17 protein-coding genes, 1 tRNA gene and 1 pseudogene are annotated in these 19,723 nt (G+C 66.7%); 5 read left to right on the top strand and 14 right to left on the bottom strand.

Annotated features, from left to right (window positions below):
* Positions 1-30: 30 nt before the first annotated feature.
* The gene (locus ACTMO_RS0101990; RefSeq protein ID WP_019852978.1) at positions 31-1,653 is read left to right on the top strand and encodes an adenosine deaminase family protein; all 1,623 of its coding nucleotides are present in this window, start codon (positions 31-33) and stop codon (positions 1,651-1,653) included.
* A gap of 50 nt (positions 1,654-1,703) precedes the next feature.
* Here ACTMO_RS0101990 and ACTMO_RS0101985 read toward each other — a convergent pair whose 3' ends face one another.
* Complete coding sequence (locus ACTMO_RS0101985) at positions 1,704-2,237, bottom strand: DUF488 domain-containing protein (RefSeq protein ID WP_019852977.1); 534 nt, start codon at positions 2,235-2,237, stop codon at positions 1,704-1,706.
* A 151-nt stretch (positions 2,238-2,388) separates the two neighbouring features.
* Positions 2,389-3,306 carry a 1,4-dihydroxy-2-naphthoyl-CoA synthase gene (locus tag ACTMO_RS0101980; protein WP_033401632.1) on the bottom strand — a complete coding sequence of 306 codons (918 nt, stop codon included), beginning with the start codon at positions 3,304-3,306 and terminating at the stop codon, positions 2,389-2,391.
* Between the two features lie 189 nt (positions 3,307-3,495).
* On the opposite strand from ACTMO_RS0101980, the gene ACTMO_RS0101975 reads away from it, so the two are divergent.
* A complete protein-coding gene (locus tag ACTMO_RS0101975; RefSeq protein ID WP_019852975.1) occupies positions 3,496-4,290 on the top strand; it encodes an alpha/beta fold hydrolase in 795 nt (264 codons plus the stop codon).
* Between the two features lie 4 nt (positions 4,291-4,294).
* Here ACTMO_RS0101975 and ACTMO_RS0101970 read toward each other — a convergent pair whose 3' ends face one another.
* Positions 4,295-5,074 carry a helix-turn-helix transcriptional regulator gene (locus tag ACTMO_RS0101970; protein ID WP_019852974.1) on the bottom strand — a complete coding sequence of 260 codons (780 nt, stop codon included), beginning with the start codon at positions 5,072-5,074 and terminating at the stop codon, positions 4,295-4,297.
* A gap of 525 nt (positions 5,075-5,599) precedes the next feature.
* Here ACTMO_RS0101970 and ACTMO_RS24220 point away from each other — a divergent pair.
* Positions 5,600-5,806, top strand: a complete 207-nt coding sequence (locus ACTMO_RS24220) for a DUF2000 family protein (protein ID WP_211212886.1) — start codon at positions 5,600-5,602, stop codon at positions 5,804-5,806.
* Between the two features lie 295 nt (positions 5,807-6,101).
* On the opposite strand, the gene ACTMO_RS0101960 is transcribed toward ACTMO_RS24220, so the two are convergent.
* From ACTMO_RS0101960 to ACTMO_RS0101930, 6 genes and pseudogenes are all read right to left on the bottom strand, one after another.
* Positions 6,102-7,652, bottom strand: coding sequence for a DUF6851 domain-containing protein (locus ACTMO_RS0101960; protein ID WP_019852972.1), 1,551 nt, complete (start codon positions 7,650-7,652; stop codon positions 6,102-6,104).
* A gap of 254 nt (positions 7,653-7,906) precedes the next feature.
* On the bottom strand, positions 7,907-8,923 hold the full coding sequence (locus ACTMO_RS0101950) for a type III polyketide synthase (RefSeq protein ID WP_019852971.1): 1,017 nt from the start codon (positions 8,921-8,923) through the stop codon (positions 7,907-7,909).
* Between the two features lie 775 nt (positions 8,924-9,698).
* Positions 9,699-9,824, bottom strand: coding sequence for a hypothetical protein (locus ACTMO_RS23855; protein ID WP_019852970.1), 126 nt, complete (start codon positions 9,822-9,824; stop codon positions 9,699-9,701).
* 278 nt (positions 9,825-10,102) lie between these two features.
* Complete coding sequence (locus ACTMO_RS0101940) at positions 10,103-10,486, bottom strand: DoxX family protein (RefSeq protein ID WP_019852968.1); 384 nt, start codon at positions 10,484-10,486, stop codon at positions 10,103-10,105.
* Positions 10,487-10,990: 504 nt separating this feature from the next.
* Positions 10,991-11,766 (bottom strand): annotated as a pseudogene (locus ACTMO_RS23600) (aromatic prenyltransferase).
* 529 nt (positions 11,767-12,295) lie between these two features.
* A tRNA-Val gene (locus tag ACTMO_RS0101930) sits at positions 12,296-12,367 on the bottom strand.
* A 163-nt stretch (positions 12,368-12,530) separates the two neighbouring features.
* Between ACTMO_RS0101930 and ACTMO_RS0101925 the strand changes: the two genes are divergently transcribed.
* A complete protein-coding gene (locus ACTMO_RS0101925) occupies positions 12,531-12,965 on the top strand; it encodes an acyl-CoA thioesterase (RefSeq protein WP_019852965.1) in 435 nt (144 codons plus the stop codon).
* Positions 12,966-13,028: 63 nt separating this feature from the next.
* Here the strand turns inward: ACTMO_RS0101925 and ACTMO_RS0101920 are convergent, their stop codons facing one another.
* The 5 genes from ACTMO_RS0101920 to ACTMO_RS0101900 form a co-directional block, all read right to left on the bottom strand.
* Positions 13,029-14,312 carry a phytase gene (locus ACTMO_RS0101920; RefSeq protein WP_019852964.1) on the bottom strand — a complete coding sequence of 428 codons (1,284 nt, stop codon included), beginning with the start codon at positions 14,310-14,312 and terminating at the stop codon, positions 13,029-13,031.
* A gap of 192 nt (positions 14,313-14,504) precedes the next feature.
* The gene (locus ACTMO_RS0101915) at positions 14,505-15,419 is read right to left on the bottom strand and encodes a hypothetical protein (RefSeq protein WP_019852963.1); all 915 of its coding nucleotides are present in this window, start codon (positions 15,417-15,419) and stop codon (positions 14,505-14,507) included.
* A 204-nt stretch (positions 15,420-15,623) separates the two neighbouring features.
* On the bottom strand, positions 15,624-17,813 hold the full coding sequence (locus tag ACTMO_RS0101910; RefSeq protein ID WP_019852962.1) for an MMPL family transporter: 2,190 nt from the start codon (positions 17,811-17,813) through the stop codon (positions 15,624-15,626).
* 7 nt (positions 17,814-17,820) lie between these two features.
* Entirely contained in the window at positions 17,821-18,414 is a 594-nt protein-coding gene (locus tag ACTMO_RS0101905) for a TetR/AcrR family transcriptional regulator (RefSeq protein WP_026448773.1), read from the bottom strand.
* 181 nt (positions 18,415-18,595) lie between these two features.
* On the bottom strand, positions 18,596-18,997 hold the full coding sequence (locus ACTMO_RS0101900; protein ID WP_245556000.1) for a hypothetical protein: 402 nt from the start codon (positions 18,995-18,997) through the stop codon (positions 18,596-18,598).
* 157 nt (positions 18,998-19,154) lie between these two features.
* On the opposite strand from ACTMO_RS0101900, the gene ACTMO_RS20065 reads away from it, so the two are divergent.
* Positions 19,155-19,723, top strand: a 569-nt coding sequence (locus ACTMO_RS20065; protein ID WP_169509035.1) for a Scr1 family TA system antitoxin-like transcriptional regulator, incomplete at its 3' end; no start/stop codon positions are given.

Raw genomic sequence — 19,723 nt, 5'->3', positions numbered from 1 at the left:
TCGGAAGAGGAAAACCGTCGCTGGAGCCACATGCTGTCCACACACACGAGGAACCGAACGCGGCGTCCCGGTCGACGAGGCCGAATCCCGCGCGTCACGGGACTGGCCGCGGCGGCCCTGTTGACCGCGGTCTCGTTCCCCGTCCTGTCCACCGCCCCCGCCCGGGCCGCCGACTGTGCCCCCTGGGACCGGGAGTGCCTGGTGAACCAGTACCTGGACGAGATCCGTTCCCAGCCGGAGAAGCTCGCCGAGTTCACCCGGGCCATGCCCAAGGGTGGGGACCTGCACAACCACCTGTCCGGAGCGGTCTCCACCGAGTCGCTGATCCGCTACGCCGCCGAGGACGGGCGCTGCATCGACGCCGAAACCATGCAGTCCTCCCTCGCCCCCTGCACCGAGGGGCAGCGTCCGGCCTCGGACGCGGTGAGCGACCCGGAGTTCCGTCGGCAGGTGATCGAAGCCTGGTCCATGGAGGGGTTCGAACCCGGAGGTGCGGAGTCGGGCCACGACCACTTCTTCGCCACCTTCGGCAAGTTCTGGGCCGCCAACGAGGGCCGGGACGGCGACATGCTCGCCGAGGTCGCCGGAGATCTCGCCGAGCAGAACCAGTTCTACCTGGAAACACTGCTGTCCAGGCAGTCCGAGGCCCGCGGGGAACTGGTCGAGCGTGTCGGCTTCGACCCGCACTCCGAACGGGACTTCCGGCGGCTGCGGACGGTGCTGCTCCGCGAGGGACTGGACGAGATCGAACGAGCCGCCCGCGCGGAGACCGACCGGGACTTCGCCCGCTACCGGGACCTGCTGCACTGCGAAACCCCGCGGGCCCGCCCGGGATGCGACGTGGAGATCCGGCTGAACTACCAGGTCGCGCGGGCGAAGAGCCCGGCCAGCGTTTTCACCCAGCTGCTGCTCGGCTTCGAACTCGCCCAGAGCGACCCCCGCTTCGTGGGTGTCAACATGGTCCAGCCCGAGGACCACGAGATCTCGCTGCGGGACTACACGCTGCACATGCGGATGATCGAGTACCTGAGCGAGCAGTACCCCGAGGTGTCGGTCACGCTGCACGCCGGTGAGCTGGTTCCGGGACTGGTCAAGCCCGAGGAGCTGACCTACCACATCGACCAGGCCGTGCGGATCGCCGGAGCCGACCGGATCGGCCACGGCATCGACCTGCGTCACGAGGACGACTGGCGGGAGCTGGCCGACCACATGGCCGAGAACGACATCCCGGTCGAGGCCCCGCTGACCAGCAACTGCCAGATCCTGCGGGCCTGCGGCCCCGAGGAGCACCCGCTGCCGACCTACCTGGAGCACGACGTGCCGGTCGCTCTGGCCACCGACGACCCGGGGGTGTCGCGCAGCAGCATCACCGCCGAGTACCGGCGGGCCGCCACCGACTTCGGGCTGAGCTACTCGCAACTCAAGGACAGCGCGCGTGCCTCACTGGAACACGCGTTCCTGCCCGGTGAGAGCCTGTGGGCCGACACGGACTCCCACCGGATGAAACCGGAGTGCGACGTGACCACACCCGGCCGGGGCGCGCCGGTGCTGTCCTGCGCGAAGCTGCTGCGTTCCAGCCCCAAGGCCAGGGTGCAGTGGCGGCAGGAGGTGGCCTTCCACGCCTTCGAGACCCGCTACGCCTGGCGGGCCTGAGCCGGTCACCGCCGCTGCCGTGCCGGGAGCGGACTCCGTTCCCGGCACGGTCACGGTGTGGGGGTGCGGCCGTCGTAGACCAACAGACCGTCCTCCCGCACCCGCACACCCTCCATCGGCGCGTGAGCCCGCAGCGCGCCGTCGTGCATCAGGTGCACGACCTCCACGCCACGCACCAGACTCGCGTAGTCGGCGATCATCCGACGGTGACACCGCCACCACACGCTCTCGGCACACATCACCGCCACCTCCTGCTCGGCGGCCCGGGTCAGCAGTTCCTCGACGGCCGTACGGAACTCCTCGGTGCGCATGTGCGCGGCGTAGGCGCGGAATCCCTCGTGGCGGCAGGCCGTGTCGGGCGAGTCCGCCGGTGACTTGCGGAAACCCCCGAGTCGCTTGTCCCAGCGGTAGTCCACGCCGGACTCGGGCAGCCAGTTCCGGAGCTCCGAACGCGTGAAGTCGGGATTGTGTCTGCTGCCCGGGGCGCTGCGTACGTCCACCACCAGGGAGACCCCGGCCGTGCCCAGTAGCATGAGGAAACCGGCCCGGACGCTCGTGCCGTGCCCGACCGTGACCAGCCGCATCACCGCTCCCCACGACGACTCCCGCGTCCCGTCCGGCAGGCTAGCGCGTCGAAGCCAGCACGGCCGGGCGGCGAGGAGCGGCCACGGCGGCGCCGGTACCCGCCCCGGCGCCGCCGTCCATACTGCTCCGGAGCTCCGGAACGATCCGGCTTCAGTAGTACCAGGGGAAAGCCGACCAGTCCGGGGTCCGCTTCTGCAGGAACGCGTCGCGGCCCTCGACCGCCTCGTCGGTCATGTACGCCAGGCGGGTCGTCTCCCCCGCGAAGAGCTGCTGGCCGACCAGCCCGTCGTCGACGGCGTTGAAGGCGTACTTGAGCATACGTTGGGCGGTCGGGGACTTGCCGTTGATCTCCCGCGACCACTGCAACGCCGTGCTCTCCAGCTCGCCGTGGGGCACGACGGCGTTGACCATGCCCATGCGGTGGGCGTCCTCGGCACCGTAGGGGCGGCCGAGGAAGAAGATCTCGCGGGCGAACTTCTGCCCGATCTGCCTGGCCAGGTAGGCCGAACCGTATCCCGCGTCGAAGCTGCCGACATCGGCGTCGGTCTGCTTGAACCGCGCGTGCTCCGCGCTGGCGAGTGTGAGGTCACACACCACGTGCAGGCTGTGCCCGCCGCCGGCGGCCCAGCCGGGGACCACCGCGATGACGACCTTGGGCATGAACCGGATCATGCGCTGCACTTCGAGGATGTGCAGTCGTCCCGCCTGGGCGGGATCGACGGTCTCGGCGGTCTCGCCCTCGGCGTACTGGTAGCCGGAGCGGCCTCGGATGCGCTGGTCGCCGCCGGAACAGAAGGCCCACCCCCCGTCCTTGGGGGACGGGCCGTTGCCGGTGAGCAGGACGCAGCCGACGTCACTGGTCATGCGGGCGTGGTCCAGCGCGCGGTAGAGCTCGTCGACGGTGTGCGGGCGGAAGGCGTTGCGTGACTCGGGGCGGTTGAACGCGATGCGTACGGTCCCCCGGCCGGGGCCGTCCTCGACGCAACGGTGGTAGGTGATGTCGGTGAAGTCGAAACCCGCCACGGACTGCCACACGTCCGGGTCGAACAGGTCGGAGACAGGCTGCATGTGTGTCGTCACGACCACGACGATAAGCCACCCCACCCGTCGTGGGGCCTCTGGTCACGGACCGATCGCGCGTGCTCACCGCCGGGATCCGGGGGTCTGCCGAACCACCGGTGAAACTGAGTAGTATCGCAAAATCGGGTCGGTCCGGGACACTGACCGGAACGGACGCACCGTGGGGAAGGAACACGAATGCCACTGTCCTCTGTCAACGGGCACGAGATGTACTTCGCCGACACCGGCGGCGAGCACCGTCCCGCCGTGCTGTTGGGACACGGCTTCTTCCTGGACCACACCATGTTCGCCGCCCAGGCCGAGGCCCTCTCCTCCCGCGGATACCGGGTGGTGACCTGGGACGCGCGCGGGCACGGCAACAGCACCACCGGTGACGCACCGTTCACCTACTGGGACACCGCGCGCGACGTGCTCGGACTGATGGACCGGCTGGGCATCCGGAACGCGGTCGTCGGAGGGCTGTCCCAGGGCGGGTTCACCGCGCTGCGCACGGCGCTGCTCGCCCCGCACCGGGTCACCGGTCTCCTGCTGCTGGCCACCGAGGCGCACGCGCTCTCCGAGGAGGACCGCCGGAGCTACACCACCATGTTCGGCGAACTGAGCGAACGGGGTGCCGTGGACGAACTTCTCGTTCCGCTCTCCCACCAGATCATCGGAGAGCACCCGCAGGCCGAGCACTGGAGGCGGATCTGGAAAACCCGGCCGCTTCCCCTCGGTCTTCCCGCGCGGTGCCTGCTCGAACGCGACGACATCACCCACCGTCTCGGCGAGATCGCCTGTCCCACGCTGCTGCTGCGCGGTTCGAAGGACGTGTCCGTGCCCCGGGATCGTATGGAGTTCCTGCACACGGCCATCCCACGCACGAGCTCGCTGCACGAGGTGGAGGGCGCCGCCCACGCGCCGACCCTGACGCACCCGGAGGAGACCACCGCGCAGCTGGCGTCCTTCTTGGACTCACTGGAGCACCGGTGAGGCCCTACCTGGCCGGGATTCCCAGGTAGAGCTGCATGTGCTGGCTCGGGTCCGGGGTCGGATAGACCTGTGCCAGCAACTCGACCTCCCGTCCGCGGTCGAGGTCGTGAACCAGGAAGTGCGGCTTGTGACGGCCCAGGATCACCTCCTGCGACTCCCACATCCGCACGAACTCCGCCGAGCGCGAGAGCGTCTCCAGGATCTCGGCGAACAGGGGGTTGCCGGGCCGACGCGCCATGAGAGCACGCAGCCAGGCTACCGTCAGCCGCGCCTCGTGCTCCCACTCGACCATGACGGCCTTGGACTCCGGAACGTAGAAGAACCAGGTCAGCACGTTGCCGACCTCGGTGATACGCCGAAACATCCGCCGGTACTCGGCGTTGGAGTACAGCACGTTCCAGGCTTCGTCGACGTAGGCGGCCAGACTCGGGTGCAGCCCGTCGGCGGCTTCCCGCTGCACCGGGGTCACCTCCTGGCGGGAGACCTGCTCCCCGTGCTCGTTCCGCTGGGGGCTGGCCAGGTCGTGGAGGTGCTGTCGTTCCACCGAGGTGCTTCCGAGCGCGTCGGCCAGCCGGTCCACCACGGCGGGTGAGGGGTTGTCCGCGTGTCCCTGTTCCAGTTTCTGGACATAGCCCACGCTGGTGCGTGCCGCCGTCGCCAGCTCCGCCCGGTTCATCGCCGGACGCGGTGTCCGATAGGCCGGGTCGGGTGCGAACGCGGCCGGCGGAGCACCGGACCGCAGGTGGCGTAGGTAGCTGCCGAAACTCGGCGGTTCGATGAGCACGTCACGATTCTATGTCGAAACGCCCCGTGCACGGTGACAGGTTGACTACCGGCGGTGTTCTCGGTGGAGACCGAGCACCGCGCTGTCGGACAGGGGCACCCCCTCCGAACTCCACGAAGTCCGGACCCGCATCCACCCGCCGGAACGAACACCCACCGTGGTCGGTGTTCCTGACAGGGATACCCCCGCCGGGGATATCCCCGGCGGTCACAGTTGTCCGCAGGGGCCGCCGACACCCAGAATCCGAGGTGACAGCCGAACACGACACCACGGGGATCGCCGGGCCTCGCGACGAACCGCACTCGTTCCGGAGAGATCCACGGGGCCGTGGGTGGTCGCGAGCAGACCCGCCCCTGGGGGAAAGGTCTCGACACCACGTCGTCGAGACCGGCGGCCGGGGAGTGGGAACTCCCCGGCCGCGCTGGGGTTCCTTCGGGGCTGTTTCGGACGCGTTCGCACTTCGAGGACACGCCCGTTGCCCCACGTGAACAGCCGGTGTGCGAGAACAGGGAACGGAGAGGAGTCGTGACCCGCGCGCACTCCCGTGCCGTCGAGCGAGGTATGGCCGTCTCGGTGTTCACATCGGAGTTGTTCGGCGCCGGAAACGAGGGGGACAACCACGCCGCCGTCTGGGCGGTTCCGTGGGAAGAACTCGATCTGGTGGGACTGGACGTGCACGGACCGCGCAATGCCGTGGACAAGGTGGCCAGAGGAGCACGGATCCATCCCTGAGCTCTCGGCGCCCGGTGAACCGAAACGCGCCCCGCCCGGTGGGAGCGAGACATGGCGCTGTGAATGCACGAGCCCCGCGAGACGTCCGATGGTTCGTGTCGCGGGGCTCGCACTCATGATTGTGCGGCTCGGAAAACTCCCTTGGACCAGCAGTGCGACGAGAGCCGCGGACCACCGCTTTCTCCCGCCAGCCCCGGGATCGGTCGGCCACCGTTCGATGTCGGGCGCTCGCGGCGAGAGCCACACGGCATATTCCGACGAACGAATTCACCACGTGGGGCAGGACGATGAAGACCTACCGGACGCTGCCGTCGATGTAACGCCGCACGTACTCGTAGGCCAGGTCACCGAACTGCGTGCCGAAATCGATGGAGTCATCGGCCGACTTCGAGAAGTGCACCCCGCCCCACAGGCGACTGGTGCTGCCGTCCTGAACGAAGTCGGTCCAGGTCGCCCAGCGCATCTCGAGATCCCTGGCAGGGGTGATTCCCGGCTCCACCAACGACGATCCGGCGGGGTAAGTGTAGCTCCAGTTCAATGAGTCGGAGTTGAGGTAGCGGCGTGCCGCCTGCGCCTCGGCGGAGATTACCGTCGTGGAGGCGGACGGGTATTCGGGGTGATTTCCCACGTTCAGATAGCTGGTCCACTCGTTGGCGGGGATGTCGTTGACGGCCCCCACGCCGGGACCGCCCCACGCCGTCAACTCGGTGGTGCCGTACAAGTGTTGGACCGCGCTAAACGGGCGCACCGAGTCGTACTTGTTCTTGTAGTGCCAACAGGCGATCAGGCCGTCCAGCATCGCCACACCGGTCATCATGAGCAGCTGGACCCAGCCATCCAGGTCCAGTTCGTGGTTCTCGGCAGCGACGAGAGTCGACATGCCGACGCCGAGGAACTTGTTGTCGAAGAACTCCGACTTAACCTTCTGCTCGTCAGTGAGACCGGCTGAGACTTCCAGGACCTCGTCCACCGAGCGCTTGTAGTTGGCTCGGTCTGTGTGATCGCTGTGAGCAGGCGGAGAGAGGGGGAACTTGCTCGGGTCTTCGAAGGTGTAGGGCGTGGTCAGCCGCATCTGCGGGGTGGTGAAGACCTGGATCATGAACATGCCCTTGTCGCCGTCCCCCTGGCCGAGACGACGGCCGTGCTCCAGCAGTTCCGGTTGCCAACGCGAGGGGTTGCGCAGTTCGTAGGCGCTGTTCTCGGGCCGGTAACCGGTGTAATCCTCGTAGGACTTTCCGTTGTACCGGGCGCCCTCGTTGCCGAGCTGGTTCATACCGTCCCGCACGCGAGCCGCGACTACGGCCTTACCGGCCAGGTTCCCGATGCCGACCGGAGTGGTCGGGTCCTCCGAGTTGTCGTCAGGGTCCAGGCCGAACGAGTTCATCAGCGAGCGGAAGGTCGGCATCCCTGCCGGCACCACGCTTTTCATGACATGACGCCAGGCGTACAGCGCGGCGATGTTCTTGTTCCTGTTGGTGCGAGCTTCGCTGCGAGGGCGACGTTCGAGCTTTGAGTACACGCCGACCGCCGTCGGGTGGTAAGGCGCCAACGCGTCGAACCACGCGTTGTGCGCCATGCAGGTGTAGCGGATCAGGATGGTCACATCCATGGGGGCGATGAAGTCCGAGACTGCGGAAGTATCTGTGTTGTCAGACAGGTACTGGATGAAGTTGTCGGTGTCGAGGTCGAAACCGCAGCTCGACTTCGATTCCGATCGGGTGGCCTGACTGGCGGTAGCGGTACTGATGTTTCCCAGCGGGAGTAACACCGCGGTCGCCGTACCGGCGAGCAGTGATCTGCGCTGCAGCGAAAACGACGAGGCGGAAGAACTCTCGGAAGCCGTCATCGAAATTTACCCTTTCTTCGTTGAACAATCTACCGATTTCATCGGTACTGATTTCAGCCGCTGGTGTGGTGATCCCGGTGACGGATCACCACCCCGATCGCCTCAGGTGCGCCCCGCGGCTCCGTCGGCCGCGATGTCCTTGGGCGTGATTTCCCGCGTCCTGGTGACCAACTTCCGCTCCTGCCCCACAGGAACGGCGATTACCCGTGCTTCTCGTCTCGCCGGGAGCAGCGTCCGAACAAGCCCCGCCGAACTCAGAGCGACCCCTGCGCCCCACCAACGGACCAACGCCCCACCGCCATCTCAGCGGTAATGCCAGGACCAAAACCAGCGATCATCCCCGACGCCCCCACAGACGGCGCATCCTCCTCGAACAACCTCCGCAACGCATCGAGCACCACAGCACTCGCGACATTCCCGAAATCAACGAGAGTCGCCCAGCTGTGACGAAACATCTTCCGATCAACACCCAGAAACTCACCAAGATCGTCCAAAATCCGCGGGCCACCGGCGTGAATGACGTAGAAGTCGAGCTTGCGAACGTCCCAACCATGTCCAGCAGCGAACTCGTTCAGCACCGGGGCGAGCGGTTCCATCGTGCCGGGAACCCGACGGTCCAACCGGAAGTGAAATCCGGTGTCGCGCACGGCATAGGAAATCCAGTCCTCGGTGTCCGGAATGAGATACGAAGCGTTGCGCTCCAGCTCCACACCCATACCGCCACTTCCACGTACCACTGCCGCCGCCACCGCGTCACCGAACAACCCATCGGACAGCAGGGATCCGACGTCGTCGTCATCGGGCTGATAGCACAACGAGCACAACTCACACGAAACGATCAAGACATTGCTTTCGGGGTGAGCCGCGCAGAAGTCGTACGCACGATTGATCGCCGCACCGCCCGCCGCGCAACCCAACTGCGCGATGGGGATCTGCCGGGTGTCGGTGCGAAACCCCATGGTGTTGATCAACCATGCGGTCAGCGACGGCATCAGAAATCCGGTGCACGACACGTATATGATCGCATCGATATCATGTGTCGCCAGGTTGGCGTTTGCCAGAGCCTGTTCGATCACTTCGGGTGTGCGCTTCTTCGACTCTACCTCGTAGACGCTGTTGCGTTCCTCGAACCCGGGGTGCCGAAGCGTTTCCTCGATGGGACGCACCACATGTCTCTTTTGGACTCCCGTGTTCTGGATCAAGCGGCGCGCCAAGGAGAGCTGCGGCTTTCCGGCATGTGCTCTCTCGGCAAGATCCAGCGTCTCCTCCATAGTGATGACGTACTCAGGAACATTCACCGATGGTCTGCATAAAATTGGCATGACTGGAATTTACTTTCTGGTACACTGGCTCTGGTTCGTAATATACCTCGCGGTAATTTCGCTCAGGTCGGACTCAGGAGAAGGGGAAGCTGTAACGTCGCTCGCCAGACAGATCCGCTGTGGACAGCGCCTGCCGTGCGCTCCCGCTCAGCCCGACCACACGAAGGACGAGCTGACGTCCGTGACACCTCCCGACAAGCGAACCTGCTGCCCGTGGCCGCGGATTCGACTTCGATGAGCGTCGGGGAGACGTCGGATCCACGATCCATTGTCAAGTGCGTTTCGGTCCTCCTGAAGACCGCACTTCTGCCAATACGACAGCGGAGCCACTGTTCCACTCGCCACCACCCCGCAGCGTACTGAGAGCTTTCGGAAGGAATGTGACCAGGAGTGACCACACGATTCGGCCGCGAGAACATCAGCGGGCGACAACACCGACGAAAAAGTCGAAGCACGGCGATTACAATGAAGGTGTCGCCATTCGCACGACACATGCTACGTCGAGAACGACGCGGCCACAACCCCGGCCACCGAGGACGGAAGGAATCCCCTCCGCGAAATAACGCTCGGAGTAGCGTAATTCGACGGCGACGGAGACGAGTTTCCTCGTACTCACCTCCCGTCCAGGGGAGGCGATGAATTTCCTCCCGGGACGAATCGCACGATTCCTGTTACGAGCGCGAACACCGCACCGGTAAGGGGAGGACGAATACCGCGGCCACGTTCACCACACGATCAACACGTTGTTGAGCACGGTGCGGGAGACCGTACCGTGTAGTGTCACGCTAGGTACGTCCAGTTCGCGGAGCGATCCGCCCAGCAGGACCGCAGCGAACTGGTTTCGCGACATTCGTCCCCGAAGTGGGGCTGAGGACCAGTCATGTAAGCCGCGGTCACAACCGTGGCACCGGTTGTTCGCCCCGGCACACGGGTTCGGGAAATCCGTTGGCGACGGTGGCATGCGCGGACGGAAGAATTCCGACCACCTCGTATCGGACACCGTCCCGTCCGAGAAACGGGGCAACGTGATGCGGCACGAGAGCGAACTCCTCCACTCTCCCCGATGCGCACACCCGCTCTCCCACTGCCCCGCAGACCGGTCCCCCTTCAAGGTCCGGGAGCAGTCGATCAAACGGTGAAGGACTCGGGACCGAAGCGCCCCCACGCGATGAAGGCGGCCATGGCCAGATAGATCAGGTTCGCGACGACGGGTGTTTTCTCGTGACGACGAAGATGCGTGATCATCGCGCCGATCATCAGAAGAACCCAGCAAACCGCAGTCACCGGTACCATGATCGGCGCGATGCCGACTACGGCAGGAACGATGATTCCGATCGCCGCCAGAAGCTCCAGAGCTCCGAGACTCTTGACGAAACCAACGCTGAAGTCGTCGGTCCAGCCACCGTGGGCGGTTGAGGCCAGCTTCTCCTTCGGGACGAACAGCTTCGTAGTGCCGCCGACCAGCATCACGACGGCCAGCAGTCCGGTAACGATCCACAGAGCCAGATTCATAAGGTCTCTCTCCTCGAAATCGTAGGCGACCACGAGTTGTCATCGACGCGGGAGGCGTCACAGCACGACTGAGTGATGGATACCACTCTCCGATCCTGCTGCAACTCGGTGGGCCGGTGATTCCACGACTGTCCCGACCCGCCCCGTGAGCAGGGGGCTCCTCGACCTCTCGATTGCTCCGGTCCGGGACTTCTTCGTCGCCTGATAGTTCATGACCATAGTCCCCATATGAATGATTCCAACATCAACCACCTGATACATTTCTGTAACCAAGTGGACATAATGGACGCTCTCGCGTACCTGATGCTCGATGCCGTGAGCACGGGTGACAGGAGGACCGAGGGCTCCGGGAAACACACCGGGACGACCGCCAGGAGCCTCGGACGCGGCAGCAACTGTGGTCACGTGCCTCTCCGGCACGGGACATCGCTCCTCTACTGGAACACCCACCTACTACCGCACGATCCTCTACACATCACGCATCCCAATTCCGGAGAAATTTTATCACGTCCATTCCCCCGAGGACATCGCCAGCAGGCTCCGCACCACAGGAGAGATCTGGTAGTACGATCCGAAATTGAGGTACTCCCCGTCGGGGGACGACTTGATGGCCAAGATCTGTACCCGATCACCGGAGTACGTGTGCGGTGCGTTCTTCACGAATCGCTCGATCCTCGACCCGAGCCGCATGGGGAACGAGAGCGGATCCGGCGTTATCGCGCTGAAGGAGATCCGCTCTATCCTCGGGGATTCCCAACTCAGGGTGAAGTAGAGCCCAAAGGACTGCTCGCAGAGCTTCAACATCTGGTCACTCGGCTCGGGGAGCCCGATCTCTCGGTGCATCGACCGCACGGCCTCCGGCTCGAGGCACTCATCGGGCAGTTTGCCGAAGTACACGTTCACCGTTCTGCCGTAGTAGTCGATTCCGACCAGCCCCACCCTCTCATCCAGGCCGTAGCGGGAGAAGAAATCGACGTTGTCGGCCAGACTGCGGGGCATCGACGGCATGGCCACAGTCTCGACAGCGACTGGAAGTCACCGGCGGGAAAGAACGCCCAGATCTTCTTGAACCCGTCGACCACCCCGAAATCGACACCATAACTGTCGACGGGGCACCGCTGCTGGATCTCCGACAGCAGCCCACCGACGGGATGGCCGTCCTCCGAGATGAACCCCTTCAACGAAGCCATGGCGTACGGACCGACGTCTCGTCGGAACAGGATGCGGCAGTCGAGCTCGCCCTTGTCTCCCTCGGCGCTGGTCACCCTGAAGGCGATCATCGCCTGCGTGAGCATGTCCTCGTATGCGGTCAGTATGAACACCACCAAGCAGGTTGGGAGCGCTCTCGGCCTCGCCGCGCTCGTCGTCGTGGCCGGGAACCATCCGTCCACGGCGGAGGGATTCACTTCGAGTTACGGACGTGCGTTCTTCGCCATCGCCTTGCTACTGGGAATCGTTGCCGTGTTGGCACTGAGTCCTTCCTCGGTCGGAGGCACCACGCACGAGTGGATTCTTCGGAAGAGGAGTCCGCTCAGAGGATTTGAGCATCACGTTCGCACCAACGACGTGGGGTTACGCCCTGCCATCCGGAGATGACGCGGCACCCACTGGCAGCACTCGACAACTGGCGGCACAATCCGTAGTGGTCCCCAACCCACAAACCGGGCCACTCCGATGAGGTCCGTCCCGCAACTGGAGCAGCGGTATTGTCCCGCATTCGGCAGGTCACCAAGACCGCATCGCCGGCGGCGATGCGTGAGTTGACCGAACACATGCAGTACTGGGCCGCTGTCCCACGAAAAGATCCGGTGCGCGATGCTGGGATCGAACCAGCGACCTCTACCGTGTCAAGGTAGCGCTCTCCCGCTGAGCTAATCGCGCCGCTCGCGTCCCGAACGGACGTGCCACATCCTACCGGTCTTACGAACGAGCCCTGACACGGGGGCCTTCCGGCCCCACCGACGAAGAGTCCGCCCGGGCCGGGTCGGGTACCGCCACCTGAGAACCGTTCCCCGCGAGCCGCGGATCCCTTAGGCTTCCCGCCGTGTCCGAGTTTCCCGACCCACCACCGCGGCGTTCCGAGTTCACCGTACTGTGGCCGATCACCACCCGGTGGTCCGACAACGACGCCTACGGCCACGTGAACAACGTGGTGCACTACGCCTGGTTCGACACCGCCGTGAACGGGTGGCTGATGCACGCCACCGGCACCGACATCCGCGAACTGCCCGCGATCGGCGTGGTGGCCGAGACCGGCTGCCGCTACCTGGCCGAGCTCAGTTTTCCCGACGGGATCGAGGTCGGGATCGGACTGCGCAGGCTGGGCAACTCCAGCGTCACCTACGGGCTGGCCGTGTTCGGCAACGGCGACGAACAGCCCGCCTCGCTGGGCAGGTTCGTGCACGTCTACGTGGACCGCGTCAGCCGGAACACCGTCCCGGTTCCCGAGGAGATCCGCGCGGCGGTGGGGAAGCTGTAGCCACTCCGACCACGTCGGACGGAACGGCGGGGCCGTGGCCGAGCACGACCCCGCCCGCGAGGCTCAGTCGTCGAGCTCGTCGGTGAGCTCGCCGAGGTCCACGAACTTGAGGTTGGTGGCCTCCCGTGCGGGCTCGGACGGCGTCTCGTCGCCGTCCTGGACCACCAGCAAACCGTCCGGATAGGACTCACCGAGCGCGGCGTTGAGCACCGCCACCCCGTCGGTCTCCCGCGTGCCGTCCAGGGTGCGGGAGGCCGCGGTGACCCGGAATTCTCCCTCGTGTTCGTTGTGGTCCTCCAGTTCGCGGTCGTAGAGCACGAAGGTGCTGTCCCCCTGACTGGAGGCCACCACGTAGCCGTCGCCGTCGGACTCGGTCAGCAGCGTCAGTCCCTCGACGTCGGCGGCCAGGTGCTTCCCACCGAATCCGGGGTCCTGACCCAGCACACACTCGTCGGTCTCCGCGTCGTAGGTGCCCGGGACTCCGAACTCACGCACCCTGTCGACCAGCTTCGGCCTGCCGGTGAGGTCGGCGCGCAGGCGCCACACCCCGACTGTCTCCTGCGCCGCGTACAGCATCCCGTTCGCCGGGTCGACGACCATGCCCTCGACCTGCGGCGACTCCCCCGGGTCGGTGCACGGGCTCCAGAAGGACCCATCCGGCAGGCGGAAGGTCGACGGCAGCCACAGGCTACGGACCTGGCGGTAGTCGACCGTGCCCTCGGGGGGGCCCGTCAGTTCGAGCAACGTGACCCGGGTGCGCCCGCTGCGACTGACCAGGGCGTAGGACCGGTCGGTGCGCCGGTCGGTCCAGGTGGTCAGCCCGTAGGCGGTCATCTCCTCGTTGATCTCCCGCTGGCTGTCCGTGAAGATCGCGGGTACTCCGGCGGCCGTGACGTCGACGAGCGGGCCCTCCGGAGCGTGGGGGTCGACGCGGTAGATCCGGAGCCGGTCCCGGCCGCGGTCGCTGACCACGGCGAGGTTCGCCGGCTCCCGGCCGAGCCGCACGTCCTCGACGATGTCGACGTTGTTGAAACGCCCGGGTGCGTCGCCCGGCCCCGGCGGTGGGGGTGCGGGGATCGACTGGACCGGACGTGCTTGGAGGTCGTAGACCCGCAGCCCGCCCTCCTTGGCGGTGGCCACGACCAGGCTCCGCTCGGGATCGGCCGGGTCGCGCCAGATGGCGGGGTCGTCCGCGTCGGCGTTGCCGCCCCGCTCGTCGTCGAAGACGGCGGGGGTCTCCGCCTCGGGGGTCACGGCGGGTAACGCGGCACGCGGATCCTCGTCCGCCTGGGCGGGTACGGCGGCGCAGAACGCGCCGAGGGCCGTGGCCAGCACGGTCGAGGTCATCCGAGAGGCACGATGCTCACTCACGCGAAAACTCCTCCTGGGGTCGTGCGTTCGACGTGCCAGGATGAGGTCCTTTCGTGTCCTTGCACGAGCAGGAACGTGATCTTCGCGTGTATGACTGTTGAACAGGGAAAGAGTGGGAGCCGGTCCCGTGCCGAGCTCCCACCCCTGCCGTCGGGGCGAACCGCGGTGTCAGGCGGGCGCTTCCGCCGCCGTTTCTCTCCGGTGCGCCAGGCGGGCCATCCCGCCGAAGCTCACCGCCGCCAGCAGCGCGAGCAGCGGAACCAGGGCCTCGTATCCGAGAAGCACCTGCCACAGTCCCCACAGCACCCACAGCGCCACACCGGCGAGCACGGCCAGCACGAACGCGACGGCAAGTCCCGTCAACAGCACCGCACCGAAACCGACGGGACGGAGCAGTCGAATCATGCGGATCAGAAACCACACCTGCACCACCAGGAGCGCGGCGAGCACACAGTGGAAGGCCACGATGAGACTCGCGGGTTCCTGGGCTGCGGACATGCCGATTCCGAGCCAGGCGAGCCAGTAGTACATCCACACCGACCAGGTGACCAGCACGAGGTTGCCCCCCAGTACCCCGGCACCGAAGACCGCCGTCCCGGAACTCGGGCGGGGTGTGTCCGAGGAACCGTTGCCACGGAGCACGAGGCCCACCACCAGGGCGTGTCCGAACGCGGCCAGCGGGGGAAGCAGCAGCAGTTCCGTCAACCAGCCCGCGTTCGAGTCCACCAGGGAGCGCAGCAGTGCCCTGCCCGAGAACACGAGCACCGTGGACGCACCGAGACTCACCAGCGCACTCGGCACCGGCCGACCGATCCCGCTCAGCCGCAGTACCCGGACGGTGAACCACAGGTACCCCACCGCCACCACGGCGAGGAAACCGTGGAGGAGTCCGCGCACGACCAACTCGCCGAAGCCGGGCTGCGACATCGCCAACGTCTCGGACACCGTGTCCCGTTGCCAGAGCAGGTGCAGCGCGCGGACGAGCATCACGAGATTGGCCCCCAGTAACGCGGCGGTCACCACCGGATTCGGTGGAGCCGGTCTCGGTCTCTCGGAGTCGTCGTCGACATCGTGATCGTTCATGCCCGCCACCCGACCAGAACGCGGAGCGAACCGGACAGAGCGGAAATACTCACGATGGCCCGCGTCGGTTATGGGCAAAATCGGCCACGCGGACGCTCGCGCGGGTGCGGTGAGGTTCGCTTCCGTCTCCTCCGGACACACGATGGCCCGGTGCCGAAGCCCCCTCCGGCACCGGGCCACCCCGTTCACGCACCGCTCAGTGGGTCACGAGCCGACCCCGGCGTGCTGCCGCTGGCCGGAGCCGCTCTCGCCGTCGTCCTCCTCGCCCTCGGTGATCGCGGTGCCCTCCACGTCGAGGGCGGGCAACCACCGCAGCCAGCCGGGCAGCCACCAGGCGGCCCTGCCGAGCAGTGCCAGCGCCGCCGGCATGAGGACCATGCGGACCACGAAGGCGTCCACCAGGATGCCGACCGCCAGCGCGAAGGCGATGGACTTGATGGTCGCGTTGCCCGCCGGGACGAACCCGGCGAACACCGAGAACATGATCAGCGCCGCCGCGACCACGACCGGTGCCGCCTGCCGGAATCCGGTCACGATCGCCGCGCGAGGCGCGTGGCCCTTGTGGTAGGCCTCGTGCATCCGCGAGACCAGGAAGATCTGGTAGTCCATCGCCAGGCCGAACAGGATGCCGATCATCAGGATCGGGGTGAGGCTGATCAGCGGGCCGGTGTCGTCGAGGTTGACCAACTCGCTCAGCCAGCCCCACTGGAACACCGCCACGGTCGCGCCGAGCGCGGCCCCCAGCGTCAGCAGGAAGCCGAGCACGCCGACCAGCGGCACCAGGATCGAGCGGAACACCAGCACCAGCAGGATCAGCGCCAGCCCCACGACCAGCACGAGGTAGATCGGCAGGGCCTGGTCCAGCGAGTGGGCGACGTCGACGCTGACCGCGGTGGTGCCGGTCACGTAGCTCTCGGCCCCGCCGATGTCGGCCAGCTGCTCGCGCAGGTCGCCGACCAGCTGCTCGGTCTCCGTGCTGGCCGGACCGGACTCCGGCATGACGGTGACCATCGCCGCGTCGCCCGTCGCGTTGGGCGTGGGCGGGGTGACGGTGGCGACGTCGTCGAGCTGGGCGATCGCCGCACTGGCCCGCTGCGCGGTCTGCGGGGCGCCGTCCCCCTCGAAGTAGGCCACCAGCGGGCCGTTGACGCCCTCACCGAAGCTGTCGGCCAGCATCTGCTGCGCCCGCGCCTGCGTGGTGCCCTCGGAGGGGGTCTGCACCAGGGTGGTGTTCATGGACGCGGCCGGTACGGCCACCACGCCGAGCGCGACCAGCGAGATCAGCAGCGCCGGAATCCGGCCGCGGGTGACCGCGCCGACCCAGCCCGCGTAGACGCCGCGCTCGGAGGAGGTGCCGGCTTCGGCGGGGGCGGTGCGCTGCCTGCGCGGCAGCACCAGCCGTCCCAGGTAGCTGAGCACGGCGGGCACCAGGGTGATGGCCACGAGCACGGCCACCACGATGGTCGCAGCCGCCGCGAGACCCATCTGGGTGAGGAAGGGAATGCCGACCACCGACAGCCCGACCAGCGCGATGAACACGGTGATCCCGGCCGTCACCACCGCCGAGCCCGCCGTACCCACGGCGGTGGCCACGGAGGTCTCGACGTCGGTGCCCTGGCGTAGTTGCTGGCGGTGCCGGTTGATGATGAACAGGGCGTAGTCGATGCCGACCGCCAGCCCCAGCATCGTGGCCAGGATCGAGGTGGTGGACTGCAACTCCAGGAAACCGGTGGCGATGCTGATGCCCAGCGTGCCGATGCCCACCCCGACACCGGCGGTGACCAGGTTCATTCCCGCGGCGACCAGCGAGCCGTAGGTCAGGCTCAGCACCACCAGCGCGGCGATGACCCCGATCGCCTCCCCCGGGCCTCCGACGGAGGGGGTCTCGGTGACGGCCTGGCCGCTGACCTCGACGGTGAACGGGCCCTCGTCGGCCTGTTCGACGGTGTTCAGGATCGCCTCGCGCTGCTGCTCGGTGACCTCACCGATGCCGCCCTCGTAGGTGACCGTGCTGTAGGCGGTGGTCTGGTCGGGGCTGACCGTCGGGGCGTTCGGGTTCAGCGGGTCGCTGGCCGAGACCACGCCGGGCTGCTCGGACAGCTCGGCGACGAGGCTCTTCACCTCGGCGGCGTTGGCGGGGGCGGTCAGCTGCTGCCCGTCCGGGGCGCGCATCACCACCCGGGCCGTGGCTCCACCGCCGGTGTCGAACTCCTCCTGGAGTTTGTCCTGGGCGATGGTGGACTCCTGGCCGGGGATGGAGAAGCTGTCCGAGGTGGGCCCGGACAGTGTGGCCGCGCCCACGCCACCACCCGCGAGCGCCAGCAACCAGATCACCACGACGAGCAACCGGTGCCGCTGGGCACCGAGTCCCAGTCGGTATAACAGGCGTGCCATGTAGCAGTCAGTCCTCCAGCTGTCGGGAACCGGACGGGGACACGTCGGCACGGGAGTGGCCGAGTGCGTCGAAACAGGTGGCGATGATCCTGGGGCGCCACGTGGTCTTGTCGCCTTCGCGGTTGGCGGTCAGGGTGAGCACGGCCAACGCGCTCAGCGCTCCGATGATCCGCACGAGACGTTCCGAGTCGTGGTCGTCCGGATCGAGCACGAACATCTCGTGGAGAAGCATCTCCTCGTCGTCGAGCATCGCCGGGTGCTCACTCGGCGCCGTGATCGGACGGAACGCCAACGCCACCAGTCCGGGCCGGTCCAGGGCCACGTCGGTCAGCAGTTCCAGCACCCGCAGGTCCCGACTCGGACCGGGCGGCATCGCGGCGACGTCGTCGCGCACGCGCCGGGCATGGACGCTGCCCATCTCCAGCGCGGCCCCGTGGATGGCCTCCTTGCTCGGATAGTGGTGCAGCAGCCCCGCCTTGGACAGGCCGACCGCCTCAGCCAGCGCCTTCAGCGAGGTCTGGGCGAATCCGTGCTGGGCGAACAGTTCGGCGGCGCGGTCGAGGATCTGCTCGTCCACCTGCTCCCGGAAGGGTCGTGTCACGCCACCGACGCTACCGGAGTTACCGACCGGTTCGGTCGGGAAAGCGACCGGAAAGGTTTGTGAGCCTCCTCCCACTCCCGAGTGATAGGGGGCGCCGGGGCACCGTCCACGTCGGGACGGCGCCCCCGGCCTCTTCCTTTCCACGGACCTGCTCGGTTCCGACGCGGAAGCGTCGAGAGCCTCAAACCCCCGGTTCCGACCACACCAGCCGGGCACGGACACGAGTGCCGAGGTGGAACAACCGCACGGCCACCTCCGGACTCGACACCCTCATCCGGAGGTTCTCCTCCACGGCCACGACCTCGGCACGCCCCTCGAACGCGATCCCCCACGCGGCGATACGGGCATCCACCCGCTGCCCGTACTCCTGCACCACCGCGAACACCCGAGGAGCGTTCTCACTGACGAGCTCACGCACCAGCTCCACGAAACGCGACTCGTCCCCCAACGGCTCCAAACCCGCCGGGTCAGGCACCAACGCCTCCAACGGATGCTCGAACCGCTGATCCGGCCCGTCTTTGCCGGAGTGTCCCGCCGTTTCCTCCGCTCGGGACTCGAAACCCCCGGTGCTCACTACCGCCATGATCTCCTCCCATCGCCATCGGATAGTGTGATGCCAACCACATATGCCACTGCCAAACAAGTTACAGCGGAAATTCCGACGGAAAAACCCAGAATTTTGGAATTACTCCGTACGAGGGACAGTGGGAGTGAGAAGAGAGATGCGACAGACTGCTGCCGTGACCGAGGAAGATCCAGGGCCGGTGGTTCAGCGGATCCTGCTGGGCGCCGAACTACGGGAAGCCCGTGAACACAAGGGACTGTCCACATCCGAGGCGACCAGAGAGCTCGGTTGGTACGCGGGCAAACTCTCGAAGGTCGAGCAGGGCGACAAGAGTCTCACCGACAGGGAACTGACCAAGGCGATCGACGTCTTCGGCGTCGACGACCAACGCGCGGAGGTGCTCCGCAAACTCGCCGCCGAGGCCAGACGCAAACTGCCACCGGCACGGGTACCGGAGTGGGCGACCAAGTACGTCAACCTGATCGCCGCGGCGACCGAGATCAAGCTCTTCTTCCCGGACTCGTTCCCCGGAACCGTGCAGACCTTCGACTACGCCCAGGCGATACTGAACAGTGCCGTCATAGTCGCTCCGGCCGACGTCGATCGCATGGCGGAGGAACGCGCCAAGAGGGCGGAGTCACTGCTGAAGAACGAGACAACGCGGCTCTGGCTGGTCGTGGGCGAGGAGGCACTGCACCGCGAGATCGGCGGCAGCACCGTGCTGCGCACCCAACTCGAACGGAT

The organism is Actinopolyspora mortivallis DSM 44261 (assembly GCF_000384035.1).
GTDB classification, from domain to species: domain Bacteria; phylum Actinomycetota; class Actinomycetes; order Mycobacteriales; family Pseudonocardiaceae; genus Actinopolyspora; species Actinopolyspora mortivallis.
This window is presented reverse-complemented; position numbering and strand designations above follow the sequence as displayed.

Coding starts and splice junctions, on each gene's coding strand:
- ACTMO_RS0101910 (WP_019852962.1), bottom strand. CDS start 17,813: ATGGCACGCCTGTTATACCGACTGGGACTCGGTGCCCAGCGGCACCGG.
- ACTMO_RS23855 (WP_019852970.1), bottom strand. CDS start 9,824: ATGTCGCGAAACCAGTTCGCTGCGGTCCTGCTGGGCGGATCGCTCCGC.
- ACTMO_RS0101985 (WP_019852977.1), bottom strand. CDS start 2,237: ATGCGGCTGGTCACGGTCGGGCACGGCACGAGCGTCCGGGCCGGTTTC.
- ACTMO_RS0101980 (WP_033401632.1), bottom strand. CDS start 3,306: ATGCAGCCTGTCTCCGACCTGTTCGACCCGGACGTGTGGCAGTCCGTG.
- ACTMO_RS0101960 (WP_019852972.1), bottom strand. CDS start 7,652: ATGACGGCTTCCGAGAGTTCTTCCGCCTCGTCGTTTTCGCTGCAGCGC.
- ACTMO_RS0101900 (WP_245556000.1), bottom strand. CDS start 18,997: ATGGCGGTAGTGAGCACCGGGGGTTTCGAGTCCCGAGCGGAGGAAACG.
- ACTMO_RS0101920 (WP_019852964.1), bottom strand. CDS start 14,312: ATGACCTCGACCGTGCTGGCCACGGCCCTCGGCGCGTTCTGCGCCGCC.
- ACTMO_RS0101940 (WP_019852968.1), bottom strand. CDS start 10,486: ATGAATCTGGCTCTGTGGATCGTTACCGGACTGCTGGCCGTCGTGATG.
- ACTMO_RS0101915 (WP_019852963.1), bottom strand. CDS start 15,419: ATGAACGATCACGATGTCGACGACGACTCCGAGAGACCGAGACCGGCT.
- ACTMO_RS0101975 (WP_019852975.1), top strand. CDS start 3,496: ATGCCACTGTCCTCTGTCAACGGGCACGAGATGTACTTCGCCGACACC.
- ACTMO_RS0101990 (WP_019852978.1), top strand. CDS start 31: ATGCTGTCCACACACACGAGGAACCGAACGCGGCGTCCCGGTCGACGA.
- ACTMO_RS0101950 (WP_019852971.1), bottom strand. CDS start 8,923: ATGGAGGAGACGCTGGATCTTGCCGAGAGAGCACATGCCGGAAAGCCG.